18 protein-coding genes are annotated in these 21475 nt (G+C 75.1%); 12 read left to right on the top strand and 6 right to left on the bottom strand.

All coding sequences use genetic code 11. The features are described from left to right. The 5 genes from Sfr03f_RS01210 (at position 1) to Sfr03f_RS01190 (ending at position 6206) form a co-directional block, all read left to right on the top strand. Positions 1 to 1953, top strand: coding sequence for an acetyl/propionyl/methylcrotonyl-CoA carboxylase subunit alpha (locus Sfr03f_RS01210; protein WP_372514342.1), 1953 nt, complete (start codon positions 1 to 3; stop codon positions 1951 to 1953). After that, entirely contained in the window at positions 1950 to 3146 is a 1197-nt protein-coding gene (locus Sfr03f_RS01205; RefSeq protein ID WP_108951762.1) for an acyl-CoA dehydrogenase family protein, read from the top strand. Before Sfr03f_RS01210 ends, Sfr03f_RS01205 begins: the two co-directional genes overlap by 4 nt. A gap of 66 nt (positions 3147 to 3212) precedes the next feature. Continuing rightward, complete coding sequence (locus Sfr03f_RS01200) at positions 3213 to 4778, top strand: 4-coumarate--CoA ligase family protein (RefSeq protein WP_108951761.1); 1566 nt, start codon at positions 3213 to 3215, stop codon at positions 4776 to 4778. Between the two features lie 58 nt (positions 4779 to 4836). Further along, the gene (locus Sfr03f_RS01195; RefSeq protein ID WP_108951760.1) at positions 4837 to 5589 is read left to right on the top strand and encodes an enoyl-CoA hydratase family protein; all 753 of its coding nucleotides are present in this window, start codon (positions 4837 to 4839) and stop codon (positions 5587 to 5589) included. Then, complete coding sequence (locus Sfr03f_RS01190) at positions 5577 to 6206, top strand: TetR/AcrR family transcriptional regulator (protein WP_108951759.1); 630 nt, start codon at positions 5577 to 5579, stop codon at positions 6204 to 6206. Before Sfr03f_RS01195 ends, Sfr03f_RS01190 begins: the two co-directional genes overlap by 13 nt. 86 nt (positions 6207 to 6292) lie before the next feature. On the opposite strand, the gene pdxH is transcribed toward Sfr03f_RS01190, so the two are convergent. Next, a complete protein-coding gene (gene pdxH / locus Sfr03f_RS01185) occupies positions 6293 to 7018 on the bottom strand; it encodes a pyridoxamine 5'-phosphate oxidase (RefSeq protein WP_108951758.1) in 726 nt (241 codons plus the stop codon). Positions 7019 to 7218: 200 nt separating this feature from the next. Here pdxH and Sfr03f_RS01180 point away from each other — a divergent pair, with 200 nt between their 5' ends. After that, positions 7219 to 8319 carry a citrate synthase 2 gene (locus tag Sfr03f_RS01180; RefSeq protein WP_108951757.1) on the top strand — a complete coding sequence of 367 codons (1101 nt, stop codon included), beginning with the start codon at positions 7219 to 7221 and terminating at the stop codon, positions 8317 to 8319. 386 nt (positions 8320 to 8705) lie between these two features. Further along, positions 8706 to 10073 carry a PAS domain-containing protein gene (locus Sfr03f_RS01170; RefSeq protein WP_245967328.1) on the top strand — a complete coding sequence of 456 codons (1368 nt, stop codon included), beginning with the start codon at positions 8706 to 8708 and terminating at the stop codon, positions 10071 to 10073. Positions 10074 to 10111: 38 nt separating this feature from the next. On the opposite strand, the gene Sfr03f_RS01165 is transcribed toward Sfr03f_RS01170, so the two are convergent. Then, a complete protein-coding gene (locus Sfr03f_RS01165) occupies positions 10112 to 10873 on the bottom strand; it encodes an SIS domain-containing protein (RefSeq protein WP_174721514.1) in 762 nt (253 codons plus the stop codon). Between the two features lie 255 nt (positions 10874 to 11128). Between Sfr03f_RS01165 and Sfr03f_RS01160 the strand changes: the two genes are divergently transcribed. Together Sfr03f_RS01160 and Sfr03f_RS01155 are read left to right on the top strand one after the other, a co-directional pair. Next, complete coding sequence (locus Sfr03f_RS01160) at positions 11129 to 11821, top strand: iron-dependent transcriptional repressor DtxR (protein ID WP_108951755.1); 693 nt, start codon at positions 11129 to 11131, stop codon at positions 11819 to 11821. 699 nt (positions 11822 to 12520) lie between these two features. Then, entirely contained in the window at positions 12521 to 13483 is a 963-nt protein-coding gene (locus Sfr03f_RS01155; RefSeq protein ID WP_108951754.1) for an alpha/beta fold hydrolase, read from the top strand. 11 nt (positions 13484 to 13494) lie between these two features. On the opposite strand, the gene Sfr03f_RS01150 is transcribed toward Sfr03f_RS01155, so the two are convergent. The 4 genes from Sfr03f_RS01150 to Sfr03f_RS01130 all read right to left on the bottom strand — a co-directional run bounded on the left by Sfr03f_RS01150 (position 13495) and on the right by Sfr03f_RS01130 (position 17536). Then, complete coding sequence (locus Sfr03f_RS01150; RefSeq protein ID WP_245967349.1) at positions 13495 to 15072, bottom strand: transporter; 1578 nt, start codon at positions 15070 to 15072, stop codon at positions 13495 to 13497. Positions 15073 to 15326: 254 nt separating this feature from the next. Next, on the bottom strand, positions 15327 to 16094 hold the full coding sequence (locus tag Sfr03f_RS01140) for an ABC transporter ATP-binding protein (RefSeq protein WP_108951752.1): 768 nt from the start codon (positions 16092 to 16094) through the stop codon (positions 15327 to 15329). A 145-nt stretch (positions 16095 to 16239) separates the two neighbouring features. Then, a complete protein-coding gene (locus Sfr03f_RS01135; RefSeq protein ID WP_108951751.1) occupies positions 16240 to 16737 on the bottom strand; it encodes a GNAT family N-acetyltransferase in 498 nt (165 codons plus the stop codon). A 109-nt stretch (positions 16738 to 16846) separates the two neighbouring features. After that, entirely contained in the window at positions 16847 to 17536 is a 690-nt protein-coding gene (locus Sfr03f_RS01130) for a bifunctional DNA primase/polymerase (protein ID WP_108951750.1), read from the bottom strand. 235 nt (positions 17537 to 17771) lie between these two features. Here Sfr03f_RS01130 and Sfr03f_RS01125 point away from each other — a divergent pair, with 235 nt between their 5' ends. The 3 genes from Sfr03f_RS01125 (at position 17772) to Sfr03f_RS01110 (ending at position 21445) form a co-directional block, all read left to right on the top strand. Continuing rightward, complete coding sequence (locus tag Sfr03f_RS01125) at positions 17772 to 19154, top strand: NsdA family TPR-like regulatory protein (RefSeq protein WP_108951749.1); 1383 nt, start codon at positions 17772 to 17774, stop codon at positions 19152 to 19154. A 148-nt stretch (positions 19155 to 19302) separates the two neighbouring features. Next, complete coding sequence (locus Sfr03f_RS01115; RefSeq protein ID WP_218028119.1) at positions 19303 to 20856, top strand: hypothetical protein; 1554 nt, start codon at positions 19303 to 19305, stop codon at positions 20854 to 20856. A 142-nt stretch (positions 20857 to 20998) separates the two neighbouring features. Continuing rightward, positions 20999 to 21445 (top strand): SCO4402 family protein, encoded by a 447-nt coding sequence (locus tag Sfr03f_RS01110; RefSeq protein ID WP_108951746.1) that lies wholly within the window; start codon positions 20999 to 21001, stop codon positions 21443 to 21445. The last annotated feature ends 30 nt before the right edge of the window (positions 21446 to 21475 follow it).

Here is a 21475-nt window from a genome sequence, read left to right as displayed (position 1 = left end):
GTGAACTCCGTGAAATCCGTCAACTCCGCGCACTCCGCGATCTCCAAGGTGCTGGTCGCCAACCGGGGCGAGATCGCCTGCCGGGTCTTCCGCACCTGCGCCGAGCTGGGCGTGCGCACCGTCGCCGTGCACTCCGACGCCGACGCCGGGGCGCTGCACACCCGCACCGCCGACGAGGCGGTCCGGCTGCCGGGATCGTCGCCCGCGGACACCTACCTGCGGGGCGACCTGATCGTGAAGGCCGCCCTGGCGGCCGGCGCGGACGCCGTGCACCCGGGGTACGGCTTCCTGTCCGAGAACCCCGGCTTCGCCCGCCAGGTGCTCGACGCGGGGCTGGTGTGGATCGGACCGCCGCCGGAGGCCGTCGAGGCGATGGCGTCCAAGACGCGGGCCAAGGAGCTGATGGGGCTGGCCCCGCTCGCCGAGGTCGGCGAGGCGGACCTGCCGGTGCTGGTGAAGGCGGCGGCCGGCGGCGGCGGCCGCGGCATGCGGATCGTGCGCCGGCCGGCCGACCTGGAGGCCGCGCTGACCGCCGCGCGGGCCGAGGCGCTGAGCGCGTTCGGCGACGACGAGGTGTTCGTCGAGCCCTACCTGGAGGGCGGCCGCCACGTCGAGGTGCAGGTGCTGGCCGACACCCACGGCACGGTGTGGGCGCTGGGCACCCGGGACTGCTCGCTGCAGCGCCGCCACCAGAAGGTCGTCGAGGAGGCTCCGGCGCCCGGGCTCCCGCCCGAGCTGCTGGCGGAGCTCCACGAGCTGGCCGTGCGGGCGGCGCGCGCAGTGGACTACGTGGGCGCCGGCACGGTGGAGTTCCTGGTCGCCGACGGCCGGGCCCACTTCCTGGAGATGAACACCCGGCTCCAGGTCGAACACCCCGTCACCGAGGAGGTGTTCGGCATCGACCTGGTCGCCCTCCAGCTGCGGATCGCCGAGGGCGGCGCCCTGGACCCCGAGCCGCCCGCCCCGCGCGGGCACGCCGTGGAGGCCCGCCTCTACGCCGAGGACCCGGCGCGCGGCTGGGCCCCGCAGACCGGGGTGCTGCACCGGATCGGGCTGGACGAGGCGGCCACGGCGGCCGGCGTGCGGGTGGACACCGGCTTCGCCGACGGCGACACGGTCGGCGTGCACTACGACCCGATGCTCGCCAAGGTGGTCGCCCACGCGCCGACCCGTGCCGAGGCGGTCCGCAAGCTGGCCGGGGCGCTGGAGCGGGCCGCGGTGCACGGGCCGGTCACCAACCGCGACCTGCTGGTGCGCTCGCTGCGGCACGAGGAGTTCGCCTCCGGTCGGATGGACACCGGCTTCTACGAGCGGCACCTGGCCGAGCTCACCCGGGAGACGGTCGACCCGCACGCGCCGCTGGCCGCCGCCCTGGCCGCGGCCGGTGCCGCGTCGGGTGCGGGCGCCCGGTTCGGCGGTGGCTGGCGCAACGTCCCCTCGCAGCCGCAGGTCCGCCGCTACCGGGTGGGGGACCAGGAGTACGAGGCCGCCTACCGCTGGACCCGCCGGGGCCTGGAGGCCGACGGGGCGGTCGTGGTGCACGCCGACGCCTCCCTGGTCGTCCTCGAGGTGGACGGCGTGCGGCGGCGCCACGAGGTGGCCCGGTACGAGGGCGGACGGGTCTTCGTGAACGGCGTGGCCCTCACCGAGCTGCCCCGCTTCCCCGAGCCCCAGTCCCGCCGGGAACCGGGCTCGCTGCTCGCCCCCATGCCCGGCACCGTCGTCCGCGTCGCCGACGGCCTGGCCGTGGGCTCCGCCGTCACCGAGGGGCAGTCGCTGCTGTGGCTGGAGGCGATGAAGATGGAGCACCGCGTCACCGCCCCCGTCAGCGGCACCCTCACGGCACTGCACGCCGCACCCGGCCGCCAGGTCGAGGTCGGCGCGCTGCTCGCCGTCGTCCAGCAAGCGCCGTCAGAGGCCGAAGGCACCGCCGACCACGAGGAGAGCCAGTGAGCGTCGTCATCGAGACCGAGGAGCACAAGGCGCTGCGGGAGGCCGTCGCCGCGCTGGGCCGCCGCTACGGCCGCGCGTACGTCACCAAGGCCCTGGAGGAGGGCAAGGGCCCCGAGGAGCTGTGGAACGAGGCGGGCAAGCTCGGCTACCTGGGGGTGAGCCTGCCCGAGGAGTACGGCGGCGGGGGCGGCGGCATCTACGAGCTGTCCCTGGTCCTCGAGGAGCTCGGCGCGGCGGGCTGCCCGCTGCTCCTGCTGGTGGTCTCCCCGGCCATCTGCGGCACGATCATCGCCCGTTTCGGCACCGACGAGCAGAAGCGGGAGTGGCTGCCCGGTCTCGCCGACGGCAGCAAAATCATGTCGTTCGGCATCACCGAGCCCGACGCCGGCTCCAACAGCCACCGCATCACGACGACCGCACGGTGGGAGGCCGGGGGTACCTCCCGCTCGAGCGGAGCCGAGAGTGGGGGACAGTGGGTGCTCAACGGGCGGAAGGTCTTCATCTCCGGCGTGGACATCTCCGACGCCACGCTGATCGTGGGCCGCACCGAGGACGCCCGCACCGGCAGGCTCAAGCCCGCCCTGTTCATCGTCCCGCGCGACACCCCCGGCTTCCACCGCACCATGCTCGACATGGACCTGGCCGCCGCCGAGAAGCAGTTCGAGCTGGTCCTGGAGGACGTGCGGCTGCCCGCCGACGCGCTGGTCGGCGACGAGGACGCCGGTCTGCTCCAGCTGTTCGCCGGGCTCAACCCGGAGCGGGTGATGACCGCCGCCTTCGCCGTCGGCATGGCCCGCCACGCCCTGACGGCCGCGATCGGGTACGCCAAGGAGCGGCAGGTCTGGAAGACGCCCATCGGCGCCCACCAGGCCATCCAGCACCCGCTGGCGGTCGCCCACATCGAGGTCGAGACGGCCAAGCTGATGATGCAGAAGGCCGCCCACCTCTGCGACGCCGGCGACGACCTCGCCGCGGGCGAGGCGGCGAACATGGCCAAGTACGCGGCGGGCGAGGCCTGCGTGAAGGCGGTGGACACCGCCGTCCACACCCTCGGCGGCAACGGCCTCACCAAGGAGTTCGGCCTCGCCTCGCTGGTCAACGCCTCACGGGTGGCGCGGATCGCCCCGGTCAGCCGGGAGATGATCCTCAACTTCGTGTCGCACCAGACGCTGGGTCTTCCCAAGTCCTACTGATATCGCCATATTTGGCGGCCACGCCTCATCGGAGGCGAGCACAGCGTCGTGCGACAAGGAGCCTTCATGTTCCGCAGCGAGTACGCAGATGTCCCCGCCGTCGAGGAGCCCATCCACGACGCGGTGCTCGGCCGGGCCGCCGAACGCGGCGACACCCCCGCCCTGATCGACGGGGTGAACGGCATGACCCTCACCTACGCCCAGGTCGACGCCTTCCACCGCAAGGTGGCGGCCGGCCTGGCGGAGGCGGGCGTCGTCAAGGGCGACGTGCTCGCCCTGCACAGCCCCAACACGGTCGCCTTCCCGATCGCCTTCTACGCGGCGACCCGGGCGGGCGCCGCGGTCACCACCGTGCACCCGCTGGCCACCGCCGAGGAGTTCGCCAAGCAGCTCACCGACTCCTCGGCCCGCTGGATCGTCACCGTCTCGCCGCTGCTGGAGACCGCGCGGGCGGCCGCCGCGCTCACCGGCGGCATCCAGGAGATCTTCGTCTGCGACACCGCCCCCGGGCACCGCTCGCTGATGGATTTCCTCGGCACCACCGCCCCCGAGCCGCGGGTGGAGATCGACCCGGTGGAGGACGTCGCCGCCCTGCCGTACTCCTCGGGCACCACCGGGACGCCCAAGGGCGTGATGCTCACCCACCGGTCGATCGCCACCAACCTGGCGCAGCTGGAACCCGCGGTGCCCACCGGGGAGGGCGAGCGGATCCTCGCGATCCTCCCCTTCTTCCACATCTACGGCCTCACCGCCCTGATGAACGCCCCGCTCAAGCAGGGCGGCACCGTGGTGGTGCTGCCCCGCTTCGAGCTGGACACCTTCCTCGCGGCGATCGAGAAGCACCGGATCACCGCGCTGTACGTCGCCCCGCCGATCGTGCTGGCGCTGGCCAAGCACCCGGCGGTGGACGGCTACGACCTGTCCTCGGTGCGCTACGTCATCAGCGCCGCGGCCCCGCTGGACGCGGAGCTGGCCGAGGCCTGCCGGGCCCGGCTCGGGGTGCCGCCGGTCGGCCAGGCGTACGGCATGACGGAACTGTCGCCCGGCACCCACGTCGTCCCGCCCTTCTGCGAGGACGCCCCGCCCGGCACCGTCGGCAAGCTCATAGCCGGCACCGAGATGCGGATCGTCTCGCTGGACGACCCCGGCAAGGACCTCCCCGCCGGCGAGAGGGGCGAGATCCTCATCCGAGGCCCGCAGGTGATGAAGGGCTACCTCGGCCGGCCCGACGCCACCGCCGCGATGATCGACGCCGACGGCTGGCTGCACACCGGCGACGTCGGCCGGGTCGACGACGACGGCTGGCTCTTCGTCGTCGACCGGGTCAAGGAACTGATCAAGTACAAGGGCTACCAGGTCGCCCCGGCCGAGCTGGAAGCCCTGCTGCTCACCCACCCCGGCATCGCCGACGCGGCGGTGATCGGCGTGTACGACGACGACTCCAACGAGGTCCCGGCCGCCTACGTGGTCCGCCAGGCCGGGGCCGAGGCGCTCACCGAGGCGGAGGTGACGGCCTACGTGGCCGAACGGGTCGCCCCGTACAAGCGGGTGCGGCGGGTCACCTTCGTCGACGCCGTGCCGCGCGCGGTCAGCGGCAAGATCCTGCGACGCGAACTGAGGGACCGAGCATGAGGGACCGAGCATGAGGGACCGAGCATGAGGGACCGAGCATGAGCATGAGGGAACACGGATGACGGACACACCCCCGGACCTGGTGCGGCGGTCGGACGAGCGGGGCGTCGCCACGCTCGTCCTCGACTCGCCGGCCAACCGCAACGCCCTGTCCGCCGCGCTGGTCGGGCGGCTGGCCGCCCTGCTGGAGGACTGCGCGAAGGACGACGGCGTGCGGGCGGTGCTGCTCAGCCACACCGGCACCACCTTCTGCGCCGGCGCCGACCTGCGCGACCCGCCGCCGCCCGAGGCGCTGACCGGGCTGCTGCGGCGGATGCTGGAGCTGCCCAAACCGGTGGTCGGGCGGGTCGACGGGCACGTGCGGGCGGGCGGGTTCGGGCTGCTGGGCGCGTGCGACGTGGTCGCCGCCTCCACGGGGCGGTCGACGTTCGCCCTCACCGAGGTGCGGATCGGGGTCGCCCCGGCGGTCATCTCGCTGACGCTGCTGCCCCGCGTGGAACCGCGCGCGCTGTCGCGGTACTACCTCACCGGGGAGCGGTTCGACGCCGCCGAGGCCGCGCGGATCGGGCTGGTCACCGTGGCGGGCGAGGACGTCGACGAGGTGCTGGAGCCGATCCTGGACGGCCTGCGCCGGGCCTCCCCACAGGCCCTCGCGGCGACCAAACCGCTGGTCACGGCTAAGGTGCTGGAGAACTTCGATCGTGACGCGGAGACCCTCTCCGCGCTCTCGGCCCGGTTGTTCTCCTCCGACGAGGCGCGAGAGGGGATGACCGCCTTCCTCGAACGACGGGATCCGGCGTGGGTGAAGTGAACCAGGCGACGTCCACCGCGGCGCGCGCCCCGAAGCAGGACCGCAGCCGGGCCACCCGGCAGCGGCTGCTGGAGGCCGCCGTCGCCTGCCTGGCCGAGCACGGCTGGGCGGGCTCCACGGTGGCCGTGGTCGCCGAACGGGCCGGCGTCTCCCGGGGCGCCGCCCAGCACCACTTCCCCACCCGCGAGGATTTGTTCACCGCGGCCGTCGAGCACGTGGCCGAGGAACGCTCCACCGCCCTGCGGGAGTTGTTCCCCCAGGGCGCCGCGGGCGACCGCGGGGCCGTGGTCGCGGAGATCGTCGCCCTCTTCACCGGGCCGGTCTTCCGCGCCGCCCTCGCCCTGTGGGTGGCCGCCTCCAACGAGGAGCAGCTGCGCGGCCGCGTCACCGAGCTGGAGGCACGGGTCGGCCGGGAGACCCACCGCACGGCGGTGCAGCTGCTGGCCGCCGACGAGTCCCGGCCGGGTGCGCGGGAGACCGTGCAGGGGCTGCTGGACATGGCGCGCGGGCTGGGCCTGGCCAACCTGCTCAGCGACGACACGGCCCGCCGGGAGCGGGTGGTCGCCCAGTGGGCGGCGCTGCTCGACGAGGCGCTGGGCCCGCCGCTCGGGGACTGAGGCGCTGGGCCCGCCGCTCAAGGCTGAGGCACTGGGTCCGCCGTGCTGGGCCGCCGCTCAGGGGGCTCCGGCGCTCGGTCCGCCGCTCAAGGGCTGAGGCGCTCGGTCCGCCAGCCGCCGCCCGGCAGCGCCACGTAGCGGAGCCGGTCGTGCAGCCGGTTGCTGCGGCCCTGCCAGAACTCCACGCTCTGCGGCACGACCCGGAAGCCGCCCCAGTGCGGCGGGACGGGCACCTGTTCGTCGGCCGGGTAGCGGGCGTCCAGCTCGGTGAAGGCGCGGTCCAGCTCCTCGCGCGAGGAGATCACCGTGGACTGTTCGCTGGCCCAGGCGCCCAGCTGCGAACCGTGCGGCCGGGTGCGGAAGTAGGCGGCGGTCTCGTCCCGGCCGGTGCGGGCGGCCGTGCCGGTGACGATCACCTGCCGGGCCAGCGGGTACCAGGGGAACAGCAGCGACACGTGCGGGTTCTCGGTGAGCTCGCGGCCCTTGCGGGAGCCGTAGTTGGTGTAGAAGACGAACCCGCGCTCGTCGTAGTGCTTGAGCAGCACCGTCCGCGAGCTGGGGCGGCCCTGGGCGTCGGCCGTGGAGACCACCATCGCGTTCGGCTCGAACACCGCGGGGTTGTCCGTGGCCTCCCGGAACCAGCGGCCGAACTGCTCCACGGGCGTGCCGGCCAGCTGGGACCTGACCAGCCCCTCCGCCTCGTAGTGCCGGCGCATCGCGGCCGGGTCGGGCGCGAGGGCGGTGGCGGGAACGGTGTCGTCGGACGGGTCGAGGGCGGCTTCTCGGTCGGTCACGGGATCATCTTGCCGCATGCGCAGGCACGTTCGGGTCGCGGACCGGCGGCGCGTGCGGGCGCCCGGGGGCACCGGTGGGCCGGGGGTGCTGTCAGGCCCGCACCGGGTGGATTGAAGGTGGCACTGAGTGCCGCGCCTCTCCCCAAAAGTGGCACTCGTGGATACGATCCGATGCACGGGGCGGACCCGCACCCCCTACAAACGTCGAGGAGCCGCACATGTCCGACTTCGTTCCCGGGCTCGAGGGAGTCGTCGCATTCGAGACGGAGATCGCCGAACCGGACAAGGAGGGCGGCGCGCTCCGGTACCGGGGCGTCGACATCGAGGACCTGGTGGGCACGGTCGGGTTCGGTCACGTCTGGGGCCTGCTGGTCGACGGGTCGTTCAACCCCGGCCTGCCGCCCGCCGAGCCGTTCCCCATCCCGGTCCACTCCGGCGACGTCCGCGTGGACGTGCAGGCGGCGCTCGCGATGCTCGCGCCCGCCTGGGGTCTTCGGCCCCTGCTGGACATCTCCGTGGAACAGGCCCGTGACGACCTCGCCCGCGCGGCCGTGATGGCGCTGTCCTACGTCGCCCAGTCGGCGCGCGGGCAGGGCGTGCCGATGGTGCCGCAGAAGGAGATCGACAAGGCGAACTCCATCGCCGAGCGGTTCATGATCCGCTGGCGCGGCGAGCCGGACCCGAAGCACGTGGCCGCCGTCGACGCCTACTGGACCTCGGCCGCCGAGCACGGCATGAACGCCTCCACGTTCACCGCGCGGGTCATCGCCTCCACCGGCGCGGACGTGGCGGCGGCGCTCTCCGGCGCGGTCGGCGCGATGTCCGGCCCGCTGCACGGCGGGGCTCCCTCGCGGGTGCTCGGCATGATCGAGGAGATCGAGCGCACCGGGGACGCCGACGCGTACGTGCGGGGCGCGCTGGACCGCGGCGAGCGGCTGATGGGCTTCGGTCACCGCGTCTACCGGGCCGAGGACCCGCGCGCCCGGGTGCTGCGGCGCACCGCCCGCGAGCTGGGCGCGCCGCGGTACGAGGTCGCCGAGGCGCTGGAGAAGGCGGCGCTGGCCGAACTGCACGCGCGCCGGCCGGACCGGGTGCTGGCCACCAACGTGGAGTTCTGGGCGGCCATCGTCCTCGACTTCGCCGAGGTGCCGGCGCACATGTTCACGTCGATGTTCACCTGCGCCCGCACGGCGGGGTGGTCCGCGCACATCCTGGAGCAGAAGCGGACGGGGCGGCTGGTGCGGCCCTCCGCGCGGTACGTCGGACCGGCGTCGCGGCCGGTCGAGGCGATCGAGGGCTACGGGGACATCGCGCGCTGAACCCCGCCGCGGGTCGTCCCGTCCCGGGAAAGGGAACGACCCGCGAGCTCTGGTCCCACGGAAGGGGGCCGGCCGGACGTGCCGGCGAGCTCGCGGGTCGGGTGACTGCTGGTGCTGGGCCGAGGCCCGTCGTGGTCACGGGCTCTCAGCCCGCAGCCACCTCACGCGTCCGGGTGTCACTCATGTACCCGATCACCTCCTTTCCCGTGTGGCCCCACCGTACGACCGGGGCCGCCGCGGAACAACGCCTTTTTCCCACCGCCCCCCAGGCCGGCCCCTCGACCGGGGGGGCGGGAGGAGCGGAGAGGGTCGGTGAAAGTGGTGTTCCGGGAGGGGGTCGTGGAGTTGAATGGGAGCCCCACGGCCCAGGACAGGGGGGAGCCACCGTGACCGCTCCGACCGGCGAGGACCAGTGCGGCGACCGACTCCTCGCCGCCCTGCTGAACGGCATGGACGCCGCTCTGTGCGCCTTCGACGCCGACGGCGTGGTGACCCACTGGAACCGTGAGGCGGAACGCGTCCTCGGCTGGAGTGCCGCCGAGGCGGTGGGCCGCCGCGGCCTGGCCGGCTGGGCGGTCCGTCCCGCCGACGCCGCCGGCACCGAGGCCCGCCTGATGGCCGCCATGCACGCCCCGGGCCGCCGCGTCCATGACTTCGCGCTGCTGACCAAGGACGGCGGCCGCGTCCTGGTGCGGACCCAGTCCGCCGCCGTCCCCGGCCCGGACGGCAGACCCGCCGGCGTGTACCTCGCCTTCGGCCCGGCCGACGCGCAGACCGACCTGGAACGCTCCCTCGCCCTGAGCGAGGCCCTCTTCTCGGACGCCCCCTGGGGCGTGGTCCTGGTCGACGCGGACCTGCGCCCCGCCGTGGTGAACGCCCACGCCGCCCGCGCCCTGGGACGCGGCCGCGCGGCGCTGCTCGGGCGTCCGCTGGGCGAGCTGCTCACCGAGGGCGTCCGCGAGGTGGAGGCCGCGCTGACCCACGTCCTCGCCCAGGGCGCGCCCCCCGCCCCCGCCGACCTGTGGGTCACCGTCGCCGCCCCCACGGGGTCCGGCGGTGCCGCGGGGACGGGCGGGGCCGCGCCCGGGGAGCGCCGCTGCTGGCGCAGCGGCTTCCTGCGCCTGGCCTCCCCGCTCACCGAGGAACCCACCCCGCTCGGCGTCGGCTGGCTGTTCCAGGACGTCACCGAGGCCCGCACCACCGAGCAGGAGGCCGCGGTCACCCGCTTCCGTGCCGCCCAGCTGCACCGGGCGTCGCGCGCCGCGGCCGAGTGCGACAACCCCGCGGAGGCCGCCGCGGTCCACCTGGACTTCGCGCTCGCCGGCTTCGCCGACCACGCCCTGCTGGACCGGGCGGCCGGCGGCGTGGTGCCGGACGACGAGGAGACGCCGCTGCGCCTGGTGCGGACGGCCACCACCCCGTTCGGCACCCCGGGGGCCGGCGAGGGCGCCGACCGGTCGGGCCTGCCGGTGCCGTATCCGCCCGGGCACCCGGCACTGCGGTGCGCGGAGCGCGCGGGCACCGTGCGGGTGTCCGCCGCCGCCGGGTTCACCCGGCAGTGGCCGCAGGACGCCGCGCACGCCCTGTGCGTCCCGCTGCGCAGCCGGGGCCGCACCCTGGGCGTGGTGACCTTCCTGCGCGGCCCGGCCCGGGGACCGTTCGGCCGCCACGACGTCGCGCACGGCGAGGAGGTGGCGGGCCGGGTGGCCGCCGCCCTGGACCTGGCGGCGGCCCTGGAGAACACCGCCGGGTGACCTCGCGCGCGCTCCCCCTCTCCGGGGGGGGGGAGGGCTCAGTGCTGGTGGAAGATCCGGTCCCGGTACCGCTCGAAGACCGCGTCGTTCCAGTCGCGGCCCCCGTCCACGTTGCCCGACCGCAGCAGCGGCGGCTCCACGCCCCGCTCCGCGAGCGCGCCGGCCGCCACCGCCATCACGGACTGCATGACGGCCGAGGTCACCACCGTGGAGGCGGACGCGAACGGCGCGCCCACACCGTCCAGGGTGAGCTCCGCGTCGCCCACCGCGACCTTGGAGTCGATCACCACGTCGCAGTGGTCCTTCAGGAAGGTGCCCGAGGGGTGGCCCGGGGCGGTCTCCCGCGCGTAGGCCACCGAGGTCACCCCTACCACCCGCACCCCGCGCGCCCGCGCCTCGGAGGCCATCTCCACCGGGAGCGCGTTGCGCCCGGACAGCGAGATCACCACCAGCAGGTCCCCGGCGCGCAGCGGCGAGACGTCGAGCACCGTGGCCGCCAGCCCCTCCACCCGCTCCAGCGCCGAGCCCAGGGTGGCCGGGCGCACGTCGACGCCGGTCAGCCCGGGCACGGAGAGCAGGTTCATCAGCGCCATGCCGCCCGCCCGGTAGACCACGTCCTGCGCGGCGAGCGACGAGTGTCCCGCGCCGAAGGCGAACAGCCGCCCTCCGGCGCCCACCGTGTCCGCCACCAGTTCCCCGGCGGCGGCGATCGCCTCCGTCTCCTCCACCCGGACCCGCCGCAGCAGCCGTTCCGCCGCGTCGAAGTACCGGCCGACCAGATCGTCCGCGTGATCGCTCACCGGCAGGCTCCCTCCTGTGTGTCGATGATCACCGTGAGGTCTGGACCACAGTGGTGTCAACGGGTGGCATCGGCCGTTCCCCGAGGGGCAGTAGGGAGCCGGACCGGACCGTTTCGGTTCCTCCGGCAGGGCACGGTTGTCGGCCGCATGCGTAAGAATTGGATGCGGAGTCGGCGCGCCGCCCGGAGCAGCCGGGCAGGCCTGGCCGCCGAGGCTGCGCGCGGCTTATCGGCAGATGTATTGCGAGGGGCACGTATGTCCGGACTGATCGACACCACGGAGATGTATCTCCGCACCATCCTCGAGCTCGAGGAGGAAGGTGTGGTCCCCATGCGCGCCCGCATCGCGGAGAGGCTCGACCAGAGCGGCCCGACGGTCAGCCAGACGGTGGCGCGGATGGAGCGGGACGGCCTGCTCGCCGTGGCCAGCGACCGTCACCTGGAGCTGACCGACGAGGGCCGCCGGCTGGCGACGCGGGTGATGCGCAAGCACCGGCTGGCCGAGTGCCTGCTGGTGGACGTCATCGGCCTGGAGTGGGAGCAGGTGCACGCCGAGGCCTGCCGCTGGGAGCACGTGATGAGCGAGGCCGTCGAACGGCGGGTCCTCGAGCTGCTCCGCCACCCGACCGAGTCGCCCTACGGCAACCCCATCCCCGGCCTCGAGGAGCTCGGGCAGCAGGCCACGGCCGACCCGTTCCTCGACGAGGGCATGGTGTCGCTGGCCGACCTGGAGCCCGGTCACGAGGGCAAGACGGTCGTCGTGCGCCGCATCGGCGAGCCCATCCAGACGGACGCGCAGCTGATGTACGCGCTGCGCCGGGCGGGCGTGCAGCCCGGTTCGGTGGTCAGCGTGACCGAGTCCGCCTCCGGTCTGCTGGTGGGCAGCGGAGGCGAGGCCGCGGAACTGGACGGCGAGGTCGCCTCGCACGTGTTCGTGGCCAAGCCCTAGTCGTTCCCACGGCGGCCGTGCGCGGTGCGCCTTCGGGGGGCCTGCCCGGAGCCACGTCCGGAGTCGACCGGAGCCGCGTGCGGAGCCGGCCGGAGTCACGTCCGGAGTCGATCGGAGCCGCGTGCGGAGCCGGCCGGAATTGGCCGGAACCCGTCCGGAGCCGCGTTCGGGGCCCCTCGACCGCGGGGTCGAGCGCCCCGCGGAGTCGCTTCCGGTGTGTTCCGGCGTCGCTCGCGGGCGTCGTGCGCCCCCGCGTGGACGGCGTGCCGCGTGTGCCGCACGCCCTCTTTCGCGCCGCCCGCCTTTTCAAGGTGGCTCACCGTGCGGCAGTGTGGTGGGCGAGGCATATGACCCGAGGACCCCGCCCCGAGGGGCGACCCACGCAACAGGGCCCCGGCGCGGTGTCGGCCGTGCCGGGGCCCGTCCTCCCCTGTGCCGACCCGGAGCCCCGAGCTCCCGAGGTCGGTCGTCCCCGCGGACCGCTTTTCCCCGAGTGGTCCGCCTCCCGCTCAGGATCTCCCCTCGTCGACGGCGGTCAATCCCCGGCCGTGGTCACTCGAACGAGGGGTGTCGGCGATATGGACCCGCGTTTTCGAATACAGATTCGATAGCCTGCGGGAGATGGCGCAAAGCAGCGCACAACCGGGCAGACAGGCGTAAGGATGGGCGCGCGACAGGGCGCGCATTGAGGGGGCACGGATGGCACGGCGGATCGATCTGACCGGAGCGGGTGGCCTGCGCCTGGCCGCCTGGGAGTTCGCCGAGCCCCCGAAGCCGGCCGGGCAGGCCGGCCCTCAGGGGCCGGACGGTTTCCCGCCGGATCCCGCGCTCGGTGCCGTGCAGGTCGCCGGGTCCGGTTCCGGACCGCGCGGGGAGCCGCCGGAGCCGTCGCAAGGGCCGGGCGTCCTGTTACTGCACGGGCTGCTGGGCCGTGCCTCGCACTGGGCGCAGACCGCGCGCGGCCTGTCCGGCAGTTGCCGCGCGGTCGCCCTCGACCAGCGCGGGCACGGGCTCAGCGACCACCCCGAGGGCCCGGCCGGGCTCACCCCCGAGGCCTTCGTCGCCGACGCCGAAGCGGCCCTGGAGCAGCTGGGAATGGGTCCCGCCGTGGTGGTGGGGCACGGCATGGGGGCGCTCGTCGGCTGGCGGCTCGCCGTCGCCCGGCCGGACCTGGTGCGCGCTCTGGTGCTGGCGGAGATGCGCGCGGCGGCCGTGGGGGCGGCGCTGCACCGGGAGTGGGAGGACTGGCTCGCGGCCTGGCCCACGCCGTTCGCCACGCTGGGGGAGGTCCGGGAGTGGTTCTCCCGCGATCCCTGGGTGGAGCGGCCCAGCGAGGCCCGGGCCGCCTACTTCGCCGAGGTGATGACCCACGCGCCGGACGGCTGGCGTCCGGTCTTCGACCCCGAGCAGATGCGGCTCGCCCGCCGCGGCTGGGCCTTCGACGCCCACTGGGAGGAGCTCGCGCAGGTGCCCTGCCCCGCCCTGGTGGTGCGCGGCGTGGACGGCCAGCTGGGCCGGGCCGAGGCCCACGAGATGGTCCGCGTCCTGCCGCGCGGCGAGTACGCGGAGATCCCCGACGCCGGCCACCTCCTCCACCACGACCAGCCCGACGCCTGGCAGAGCCTGCTGACCCGCTTCCTCCAGGGAGTCCTCACCCCCTGAGCGGCCTGCGCTCAGCCCTTGCTGACGGCGGCGAGGATCTCCGGGAGGCGCGCGGCCGCACGGGGCGCGGCCAGGCGCAGGCCGGTCACGGTCAGCAGGGCGCCGTAGGCCGCGCCCACCGGCAGCAGCAGCCAGCTCCACGCGCCGGCGTGACCGGCCACGTGCAGCCAGACGGTCAGCGCGATCACCGGCGCGGAGAGGACCGCCGCGGCGGCCATGCCGCCGAAGATGGCCATCCACACCAGTCCGACCTGACCGGGGGCCACGTTCCGGTTGCCCTCGGGCGGGATGGAGTAGGGGTGGCGCACGGAGGCCCACGCGCCGGTCGCCATCATCGCGCCGAGCAGCGCCAGCGACAGGCCGAGAGCCTCGGAGAGCTTCCCCCACTCGCCGAGCACCGCCACCGTCGCCACGCACACCAGCACCGAGTACGGCACCGCGTACGACACCAGCGCCAGGGCCCGGCCCCACAGCTCGCGCAGCGCGTCCCGGGGGGAGGAGATGGTCATCGCGACCATCCAGAAGCCCGAGTAGTCCTGGCCGAACTGGTTGTACATCATCGAGCCGAGCATCCCGGCGGCGAAGCAGGCGAGGTACACCGATCCCGAGCCCTGCAGCGCGTTGAAGAGCGGAACGATCAGCCCGACCGCCAGCGAGACCACCAGCGCGGCCCGGGTCTTGGGGTCGCGCCAGGCATAGCGCAGGCTGCGCTCCATCACGGTGCGGACCCGGCCGGGCGGCAGCAGCCGGGTGAGCCCCCAGCCGCCCGGACGGCGTCCCGCGCGGGCCGCGGCCGGTTCGGCGGCCTGCAGGGTGGAGGAGTCGGGCGCGGTCATCAGCCGGGTCAGGGTCGCCGACCACCAGCGCAGCGCGAGCACCAACGCCACTGCGGTGAGACCCAGTTGGGCGGCCGCCGTGCCGTACGCGCCCTCGCTCGCCGCGTCGACGGCGCCGATCGCGGAGGCGGGCGGGACCCAGCGCAGCACCTCGGCGAACGGGTCGAGCTGGGCCAGCCCGGACGAGCCGAGCCGCTGCACGCCGAAGTTGACGGCCTGCGCGCCGATCGCCACGATCAGGCCGCTGACCACGGCGAGGTCGCGGCCGCGGCGGCTGGAGAGCAGCCGGGTGTTCGCGGTGACCACGGCCCGGGCCAGCGCCACGCAGGTCAGCAGCGCCAGCACCACCGCGACGACCCCGGTCACCGCCCCGGCCGGCCCGTGGGCCACGGCGATCGCCGAACCGGTCAGCAGGCAGAGGGTGAACAGCGGGCCGATGCCCACCAGTGAGGCGGCCAGCAGCGCCCGCACCAGCGGGCGGGGCCGCAGCGGCAGCAGGACCAGCCGGGTCGCGTCCAGGGTCTCGTCGCCGCTGGCGGAGAAGAGCGGCATCACCGCCCAGCCCAGTGCGAGCACGGCGGTCAGCGGCACCACCACGGAGGCGGCGTGCGGATGACCGCGCAGCACGAGCAGCCCGAGGAGCAGGAACGCGGCCAGCAGCAGCACCACGACCGCGGAGGCGATGTACGCCGCGCGGCGGCCGCCGGACTGCCGCAGGCCGTTGCGCACGATCGACAGCTTCAGCCGGACCATCACCCCGGTGACGGCGTCGGGCCGCTCGGCGGTGGCCGGTGGCGCCAAAGCGCCCGAAGGGTCCGGGGAGGCCGAAGGCGCCGGAGCGGCCGAAGGGTCCGGGGAGGCCGAAGGCGCCGGCGAGGCCGGGGAGGCCGGGGAGGCCGGGGAGGCCGAGGGGTCCGGGGAGGCCGAGGGGGCCGGGGCGTTCGGGCCGCCCGGAAGGGCCGCGCCACCCGTGGAAGCCGGCCCGTCGGCCGACGGGCTCCGCTCCGTCATCGCGCGCCGCCCAGCCAGTCCAGGCTGCTGCCCGCGTCCCGGTCGCCCGCGCCCACCAGTTCGAGGAACGCCTGCTGCAGGGAGGGGGCGTCGCCGCGTACCTCCGCCAGCGTGCCCGCGGCGCGGATCCGGCCGCCCGCCAGCACCGCCACCCAGTCGCAGAGGGACTCCACCAGTTCCATCACGTGGGAGGAGAAGACCACCGTCGCACCGGAGGCGGTGTACCGCTCCAGCACCGTGCGGATGGTCTGCGCGGAGACCGGGTCGACGCCTTCGAAGGGCTCGTCCAGGAAGAGGACTTCGGGGTTGTGCAGCAGCGCCGCGGCGAGCCCGATCTTCTTGCGCATGCCCGTGGAGTAGTCGACGACCAGCTTGTCGCGGGCGGCGGAGAGGTCGAGCACCTCGATCAGCTGCGCCGCCCGCTTGTCGGTCTCCTCGCCGGGCAGTCCCCGCAGGCGGCCCGCGTAGGACAGGAGTTCGCCCCCCGAGAGCCGCTCGAAGAGCCGCAGTCCCTCGGGGAGGACGCCGATCCGCGCCTTCACCGCGGCGGGGTCCCGCCACACGTCGTGCCCGACGACCTCCACCCGGCCCTGGTCGGGTCGGAGCAGCCCGGTGATCATGGAGAGGGTGGTGGTCTTCCCGGCGCCGTTGGGACCGACCAGGCCGACGAACCGCCCGGCGGGCAGCTCCAGGTCGATCCCGCCGACGGCGACATGGTCGCCGAAACGTTTCCAGAGGCCTTCCACACGTACGGCGGCAGTCATCTCATCCCTTCGCCGGCCCGGATCCGGTCACGGCCCCGACCCTAAGCCCCGCCCCGGCCCCCTCACCACCGTCACCGCAAGGCTTGGGACGGGTCGCGATCGGTGGCGCTGACGGGGCGTCCGTGCAGTGGCCGCGGCATCCTGCTCAGGGGACCAGCAGGTCGCGCCGGTACCAGGTGCCGGGCTCACCGCCGAGGTGGGCCGGGTCGGCAGGACCGGCAGGGACGAACCCGGCCTTCGTCAGCACCCTTCGGGACGCGGCGTTGCGGTGGGCGGTGGCCGCCCGCAAGGCGCGCAGTCCGTGCCGGGCGGCCGCCAGCCGGCACAGCTCCCGGACGGTCGCGGTCGCCAAGCCCCGGCCGGCGACGCGTCGGGCGACCCGGTAGCCCAGTTCCGCGGTGTGGCCGTCGAGGTCCATCAGGTTGAACCGGCCGAGCACCGAGCCGTCCTCGGCGACGAGCGCGTGGAAGGCGCAGGTCCCGGCTTCCTGCTCGGCCAGCAAGGCGGCGAACCTGTCGGTGAACCGGTCGAAGAAGGCGTCGCCGCGGTCGGGGACCGAGGCCGCGAAGTAGGCGCGGTTCGCCAGCTCGAAGGCCAGGACCGCCGGGGCGTGATCGGCGCGCAGCCGCTCCAGCTCGGGCATCGCCCGACCGTACCCGCACGGTGCGCCGTGATCACCCGACTTACTTCACCAGTGCCCGGCGGCCCCGGGCGTCGACCGCGTGCGGGGAGCGACGGCCGAGGGGGCCGGCCTACCGGGTGCAGGCGTAGGCGAGGGCGGGGACGAGCGCCGCCGCGTCGGGGAGGCGGCGGTCGGCCGGGGGCCGGACCCACTGGACGGGACCCCGTGCCCCGTAGCGGGTCGGCGGCGCCGGGATCCATCCCCCCGCGCCGGTGACCGTGAGGTCGAGCCCTTCGGGCGCCCACCCCAGCCCCCGGACCGCGCGCGGCACCCGCGCCACCGCCCCCGGGGCCACCAGGAACCGCATCCTGCGGTCCGGCGACAGCAGCACCGGGCCGGCCGCGCCCTCCGTGCCCAGCCGGTCCAGCCGGGCCAGCGCGAGGAACCCGGCGGTCTCCGGGACGTCCACCACGTCGAACCCGTGCCCCGTCGGCAGCAGCACGGCCGCCCCGGGCCGGCTGCTCCACATCCGCCGGGCGACCGCCCCGCTGAGCGTGGCCCGGTCCACCCGGTCCGGCCCCTCCGGGTGCGCCCCCGGCAGCGGGCAGGCCGCGTCGCCGCAGGAGCAGCGCACCACGCCCGCCGTCGTCTCCAGCGACACCCCGGGGAAGACCTGCCACTGCCACTGCTCGGCGTAGCGCACGGCGGCCTCGAGCGGGGAGGAGACCGGCGCGCGGGCGTCGTCGGAGCCCGGCCGGCCCGCCTCGCCGCGCTGCTGGGGGATGGGGGTGACTTCGGTGCCGGAGATCGTATTTTCCACGCACGACTCAACTCCTCTCACACGTCCGGGTTACGCCGGACACGCGGAAGGCGAGCGGCCGCCGCCGGGGAGCACGGGGCGCACAGGTGCATTCGAGGGGGCGCGCGGGCGGCGGGCGAGCGGGGGCTGGGTAGCCACTGGGGGGTCCCGGCCGGGCGCACCGGCCAGGACCCGCGTGATCGCGGGACCACAGCAGGCACCACCCGGGCACCAACGGCAGCAACAGGGGGTACTCATGGCCGCCAGGCCACTCGTCGCACGGCAGCCCAACGAACGGCTGCAGGCACTCATCCAGGAGGCGGGCTGCTCCAACGCCGGGCTGGCCCGCCGGGTCAACCTGTGCGGCGCGGAACACGGTCTCGACCTGCGCTACGACAAGACCTCGGTGGCCCGGTGGCTGCGCGGCCAGCAGCCCCGGGGGCGCGCCCCCGCCGTCATCGCAGAGGCCCTCGGCCGCAAGCTCGGGCGCACCGTCACCATCGACGAGATCGGCATGGCCAACGGCAAGAACCTCGCCACCGGCGTCGGCCTGCAGTTCGCCCCCACGGTGGCGGGCGCGGTCGAGCAGGTCAGCGAGCTGTGGCGCAGCGACGTGGGGCGGCGCGACTTCCTGGCCGGCACCTCGGTGGCCGCCTCGGCCCTGGTGGAGCCCAGCCGCGACTGGCTGATCTCCGCCCCGGACCCCCAGGTCGCCCGCGCGGTCGGTCCCCGTGTCGGCCCCTCCGACGTGGAGGCGGTCAGGGCGATGACGCAGGCCCTCGTCGACCTGGACCACCGCTTCGGCAGCGGTCACGTCCGGCCGGTCCTGGTCCACTACCTCAACAGCGTGGTCTCCGGGCTGCTCTCCGGGTCCTACAAGGAGTCGGTGGGGCGCGAGCTGTTCGCCGCGGTCGCCCGCCTCACCGAGCTGGCCGGCTACATGGCGGTGGACACCGGGCAGCCGGCGCTCGCCCAGCGCTACTACATCCAGGCGCTGCGCCTGGCCCAGGCGGCGGGCGACCGCGGCTACGGCGGCTACGTGCTCGCGGCCTCCATGAGTCACCTGGCGGCGCAGCTCGGCAACCCGCGGGAGATCGCCCAGCTCGCCCGCGCGGCCCAGGAGGGCGCCCGCGGCAGGGTCACCCCGCGCGCCCAGGCGATGTTCCACGCCGCCGAGGCGCGGGGCCATGCGGTGCTCGGCGACGCGACGGCGGCCGAGGTGGCCCGCGGCAGGGCGCTGGACGCCATGGAGGCGGCGGCCGCGGCGACCGAGGCCGGCGACGACCCGGTGTGGATCAGCCACTTCGACGAGGCCTACCTCGCCGACGAGCTGGCCCACTGCCACCGCGACCTCGGGCAGGCCGAACAGGCCGAGCGCTACGCCCGCCAGTCGCTGGACGGCCACCCGGAGACCCGGGCGCGCCGCCGGGCCATCGGCCACGTGCTGCTCGCCACGGCCCAGCTGCAGCGGCGGGAGCTGGAGCAGGCCTGCGCCACCGCGCTGGACGCCGCGGTGGTCCTCGGCTCGCTGCGCTCCAACCGGGGCACCGAGTACCTGGATGACTTCCGGCACCGCCTGGAGCCGTACCGCTCCGAGGCCCCGGTCCGCGACTTCACGGAGCGCCTGGCCGTGGCGTGAGGCGAGGGCGCGCGGCCGCGCCCCGCGAGGGGCGCCGGCTCCAACTGCCCTGCCGGCGGGGCGCGCTGGGAGGTTGGGTGGAGGGCACGGCGGGCGAGCGGGTAGCGTGAGCCGACGATTCCGCAAGCCTTCCGATGTAGGAGCCCCGGTGACGCAGAGTGGACACGGCGGTCCGTGGACGCCGGACCAGCCGGACCGGCCGCCGTACCCGCGACAGCCGCAGCCCGAGGAGAACTGGCAGGGTGCCGGGACCCATGGCGACGGCGCGTGGGACTCCGCACCGCAGCTCTACACCGGCGCGCCGGGCCCCGGCCCGCTGCCCCCCGAGACCCCGGCGGGCAGCGGTCACGGCGAGGCCACCCAGTACCTCCCGCCGGTGCCTCCGGGACCGTCCGGTCCGGCGGGCCCGTCCGCGTCGCACGGCGGACAGGGGCACGCGGGACACCCGGGCCACCAGGGACAGCCGGGCGACCAGGGACACACGGGGCACCAGGGGTTTCAGGGACAGCCGGGCCACCAGGGACAGCCAGGGCATCAGGTGCACCCGGGCCACCAGGGCCAGAGCCACCCCGGCCGGCCCGGGCCCGGCGGCTTCGGTGACGACGCCGCCACGCAGTACATACAGCCCATACCTCCGGCGGCCGACGACTCCGCCGCCACCCAGCTCATCCCCCCGGTGCCGGCCGGCGACCAGGCCGCCACCCAGTACCTCCCGCCGGTCCCGCCGCAGTCCGCGGACGGCCCGCGGCAGGCCGCGCAGCACTCCCCGGCCGCCCAGCACCCCCACCAGCACGCCGCGCAGCGTCCCCCGCAGCAGGGCATGGACCGCGACACCCAGATGCTGCGCCGGATCCCCGGGCCGCAGGCGCAGCCCTCCGGCGGCGACGGCGAGGCCACCCAGTACCTCCCGCCCGTCCCCGGCGGCGGCCACGGCGCCGACGAGAACCGGCAGCCGCCCGCCGAGTTCGACAACCTCTTCCGCTCCCACGCCCCGCGTCCCGACTACGGGCAGCCCGCCCCCGGCGGCTACGACCCGCACCCCGCCCCGGCCCCCGGCCGGCGCGGCGGCCGGATCCCGCTGCTGGCCGCGGCCGGCGTCGGCATCGTGGTGCTGGGCATCGGCATCGGCTCGCTGATGGACGGCGGCGAGGACCGCGCCAAGAGCCCGGTCGCGGCGGACTCCCCGGCGCCCTCCGCCTCGCGGGAGGAGTCCGGCGGGGAGGAGGAGAAGGAGGAGGACAAGGCGCGCGAGCAGGCCGTCGCCCTGGACAAGCTCCTCGCCGACAGCGGCAACAGCCGCTCCGCGGTGGTCGGCGCCGTCGACAACGTCCGGCGCTGCGAGAAGCTGGGCGAGGCCGCCCAGGCGCTGCGCGGCGCCGCCCAGCAGCGCGCCGACCTGGTCACCCGCCTCAACGAGATCGAGGTCGACCAGCTCCCCCAGCACGCCGCGCTGACCCAGGCGCTCACCAAGGCGTGGCAGGCCTCGAAGTCCGCCGACGAGCACTACGCGAACTGGGCCGACCAGGTGGCCGGCAACCGCGGCAAGCTCTGCAAGCGCGGCCACGCCCGCAACACCCCGGAGACCGGCGCCGCCGTCGAGCAGAGCGGGATCGCCACGGCGGAGAAGCAGAAGGCGTCCGACCTGTGGAACCCGATCGCCAAGGAGTGGAAGCTCACGGAGCGGCGTCCGATCCAGCTCTGACCTGCGGCGACACCCCCGGGCGTGCTGGCGTGACGATTCCCGGGGGGCCGCCCCCGGGGCTCGCGGCCGGCGGCGGAACGTACGATCGGATGTCGTGCAGACTTCGGTGAACTCTTCCCGCCACGGGCGTCGCTCCTCCACCATGGGCGTCATGCCCCTCAACGACATGCCGTGGTGGCGCTGGCGCGGGAACGTCCGCTCGGCGCTGCACATGCTCTCCGACCCGGACTTCCAGCAGAACGTGTGGCTGGCCGGCGTCGACGGGTACGGCGACGTCACGGACGCCGTCTACCGCCTGGTCGAGGACACCTGGCTGGACAACTGGTCCGCCGAGAAGTACGTCGGCACGATCTTCCGGGACTCGCAGGAGGCGGCGCTGGTCGACACGGCCGTGCTGCGGGTGCTGCGGATCATGCACCAGGTGGGGCCGGACGCGCCGGTGTCGGCGTACATGGCGCACGCCGGATGGCCGGAGGCGGTCCGGGCGGCCCGGGACGCGCACGTGCGGATGGCGGTCGGTGACGGCGACGATCCCGACACCCCGCCCCAGTCGCTCGAAGTGCTGCGCATCCTCACCCGCACCGCCTGACCCCGGCGACCGGGTGTCCCGGATGTGGGA

Origin of the sequence: Streptomyces fragilis, from assembly GCF_003112515.1 — a bacterium.
Classification (GTDB): Bacteria; Actinomycetota; Actinomycetes; order Streptomycetales; family Streptomycetaceae; genus Streptomyces; species Streptomyces fragilis.
This window is presented reverse-complemented; position numbering and strand designations above follow the sequence as displayed.

Excerpts from the sequence above, each read along its gene's own strand:
- Sfr03f_RS01200 (WP_108951761.1), top strand. The coding sequence starts at position 3,213 with ATGTTCCGCAGCGAGTACGCAGATGTCCCCGCCGTCGAGGAGCCCATC.
- Sfr03f_RS01195 (WP_108951760.1), top strand. The coding sequence starts at position 4,837 with ATGACGGACACACCCCCGGACCTGGTGCGGCGGTCGGACGAGCGGGGC.
- pdxH (WP_108951758.1), bottom strand. The coding sequence starts at position 7,018 with ATGCGGCAAGATGATCCCGTGACCGACCGAGAAGCCGCCCTCGACCCG.
- Sfr03f_RS01180 (WP_108951757.1), top strand. The coding sequence starts at position 7,219 with ATGTCCGACTTCGTTCCCGGGCTCGAGGGAGTCGTCGCATTCGAGACG.
- Sfr03f_RS01160 (WP_108951755.1), top strand. The coding sequence starts at position 11,129 with ATGTCCGGACTGATCGACACCACGGAGATGTATCTCCGCACCATCCTC.
- Sfr03f_RS01155 (WP_108951754.1), top strand. The coding sequence starts at position 12,521 with ATGGCACGGCGGATCGATCTGACCGGAGCGGGTGGCCTGCGCCTGGCC.
- Sfr03f_RS01150 (WP_245967349.1), bottom strand. The coding sequence starts at position 15,072 with ATGGTCCGGCTGAAGCTGTCGATCGTGCGCAACGGCCTGCGGCAGTCC.
- Sfr03f_RS01140 (WP_108951752.1), bottom strand. The coding sequence starts at position 16,094 with ATGACTGCCGCCGTACGTGTGGAAGGCCTCTGGAAACGTTTCGGCGAC.
- Sfr03f_RS01135 (WP_108951751.1), bottom strand. The coding sequence starts at position 16,737 with ATGCCCGAGCTGGAGCGGCTGCGCGCCGATCACGCCCCGGCGGTCCTG.
- Sfr03f_RS01125 (WP_108951749.1), top strand. The coding sequence starts at position 17,772 with ATGGCCGCCAGGCCACTCGTCGCACGGCAGCCCAACGAACGGCTGCAG.
- Sfr03f_RS01110 (WP_108951746.1), top strand. The coding sequence starts at position 20,999 with ATGGGCGTCATGCCCCTCAACGACATGCCGTGGTGGCGCTGGCGCGGG.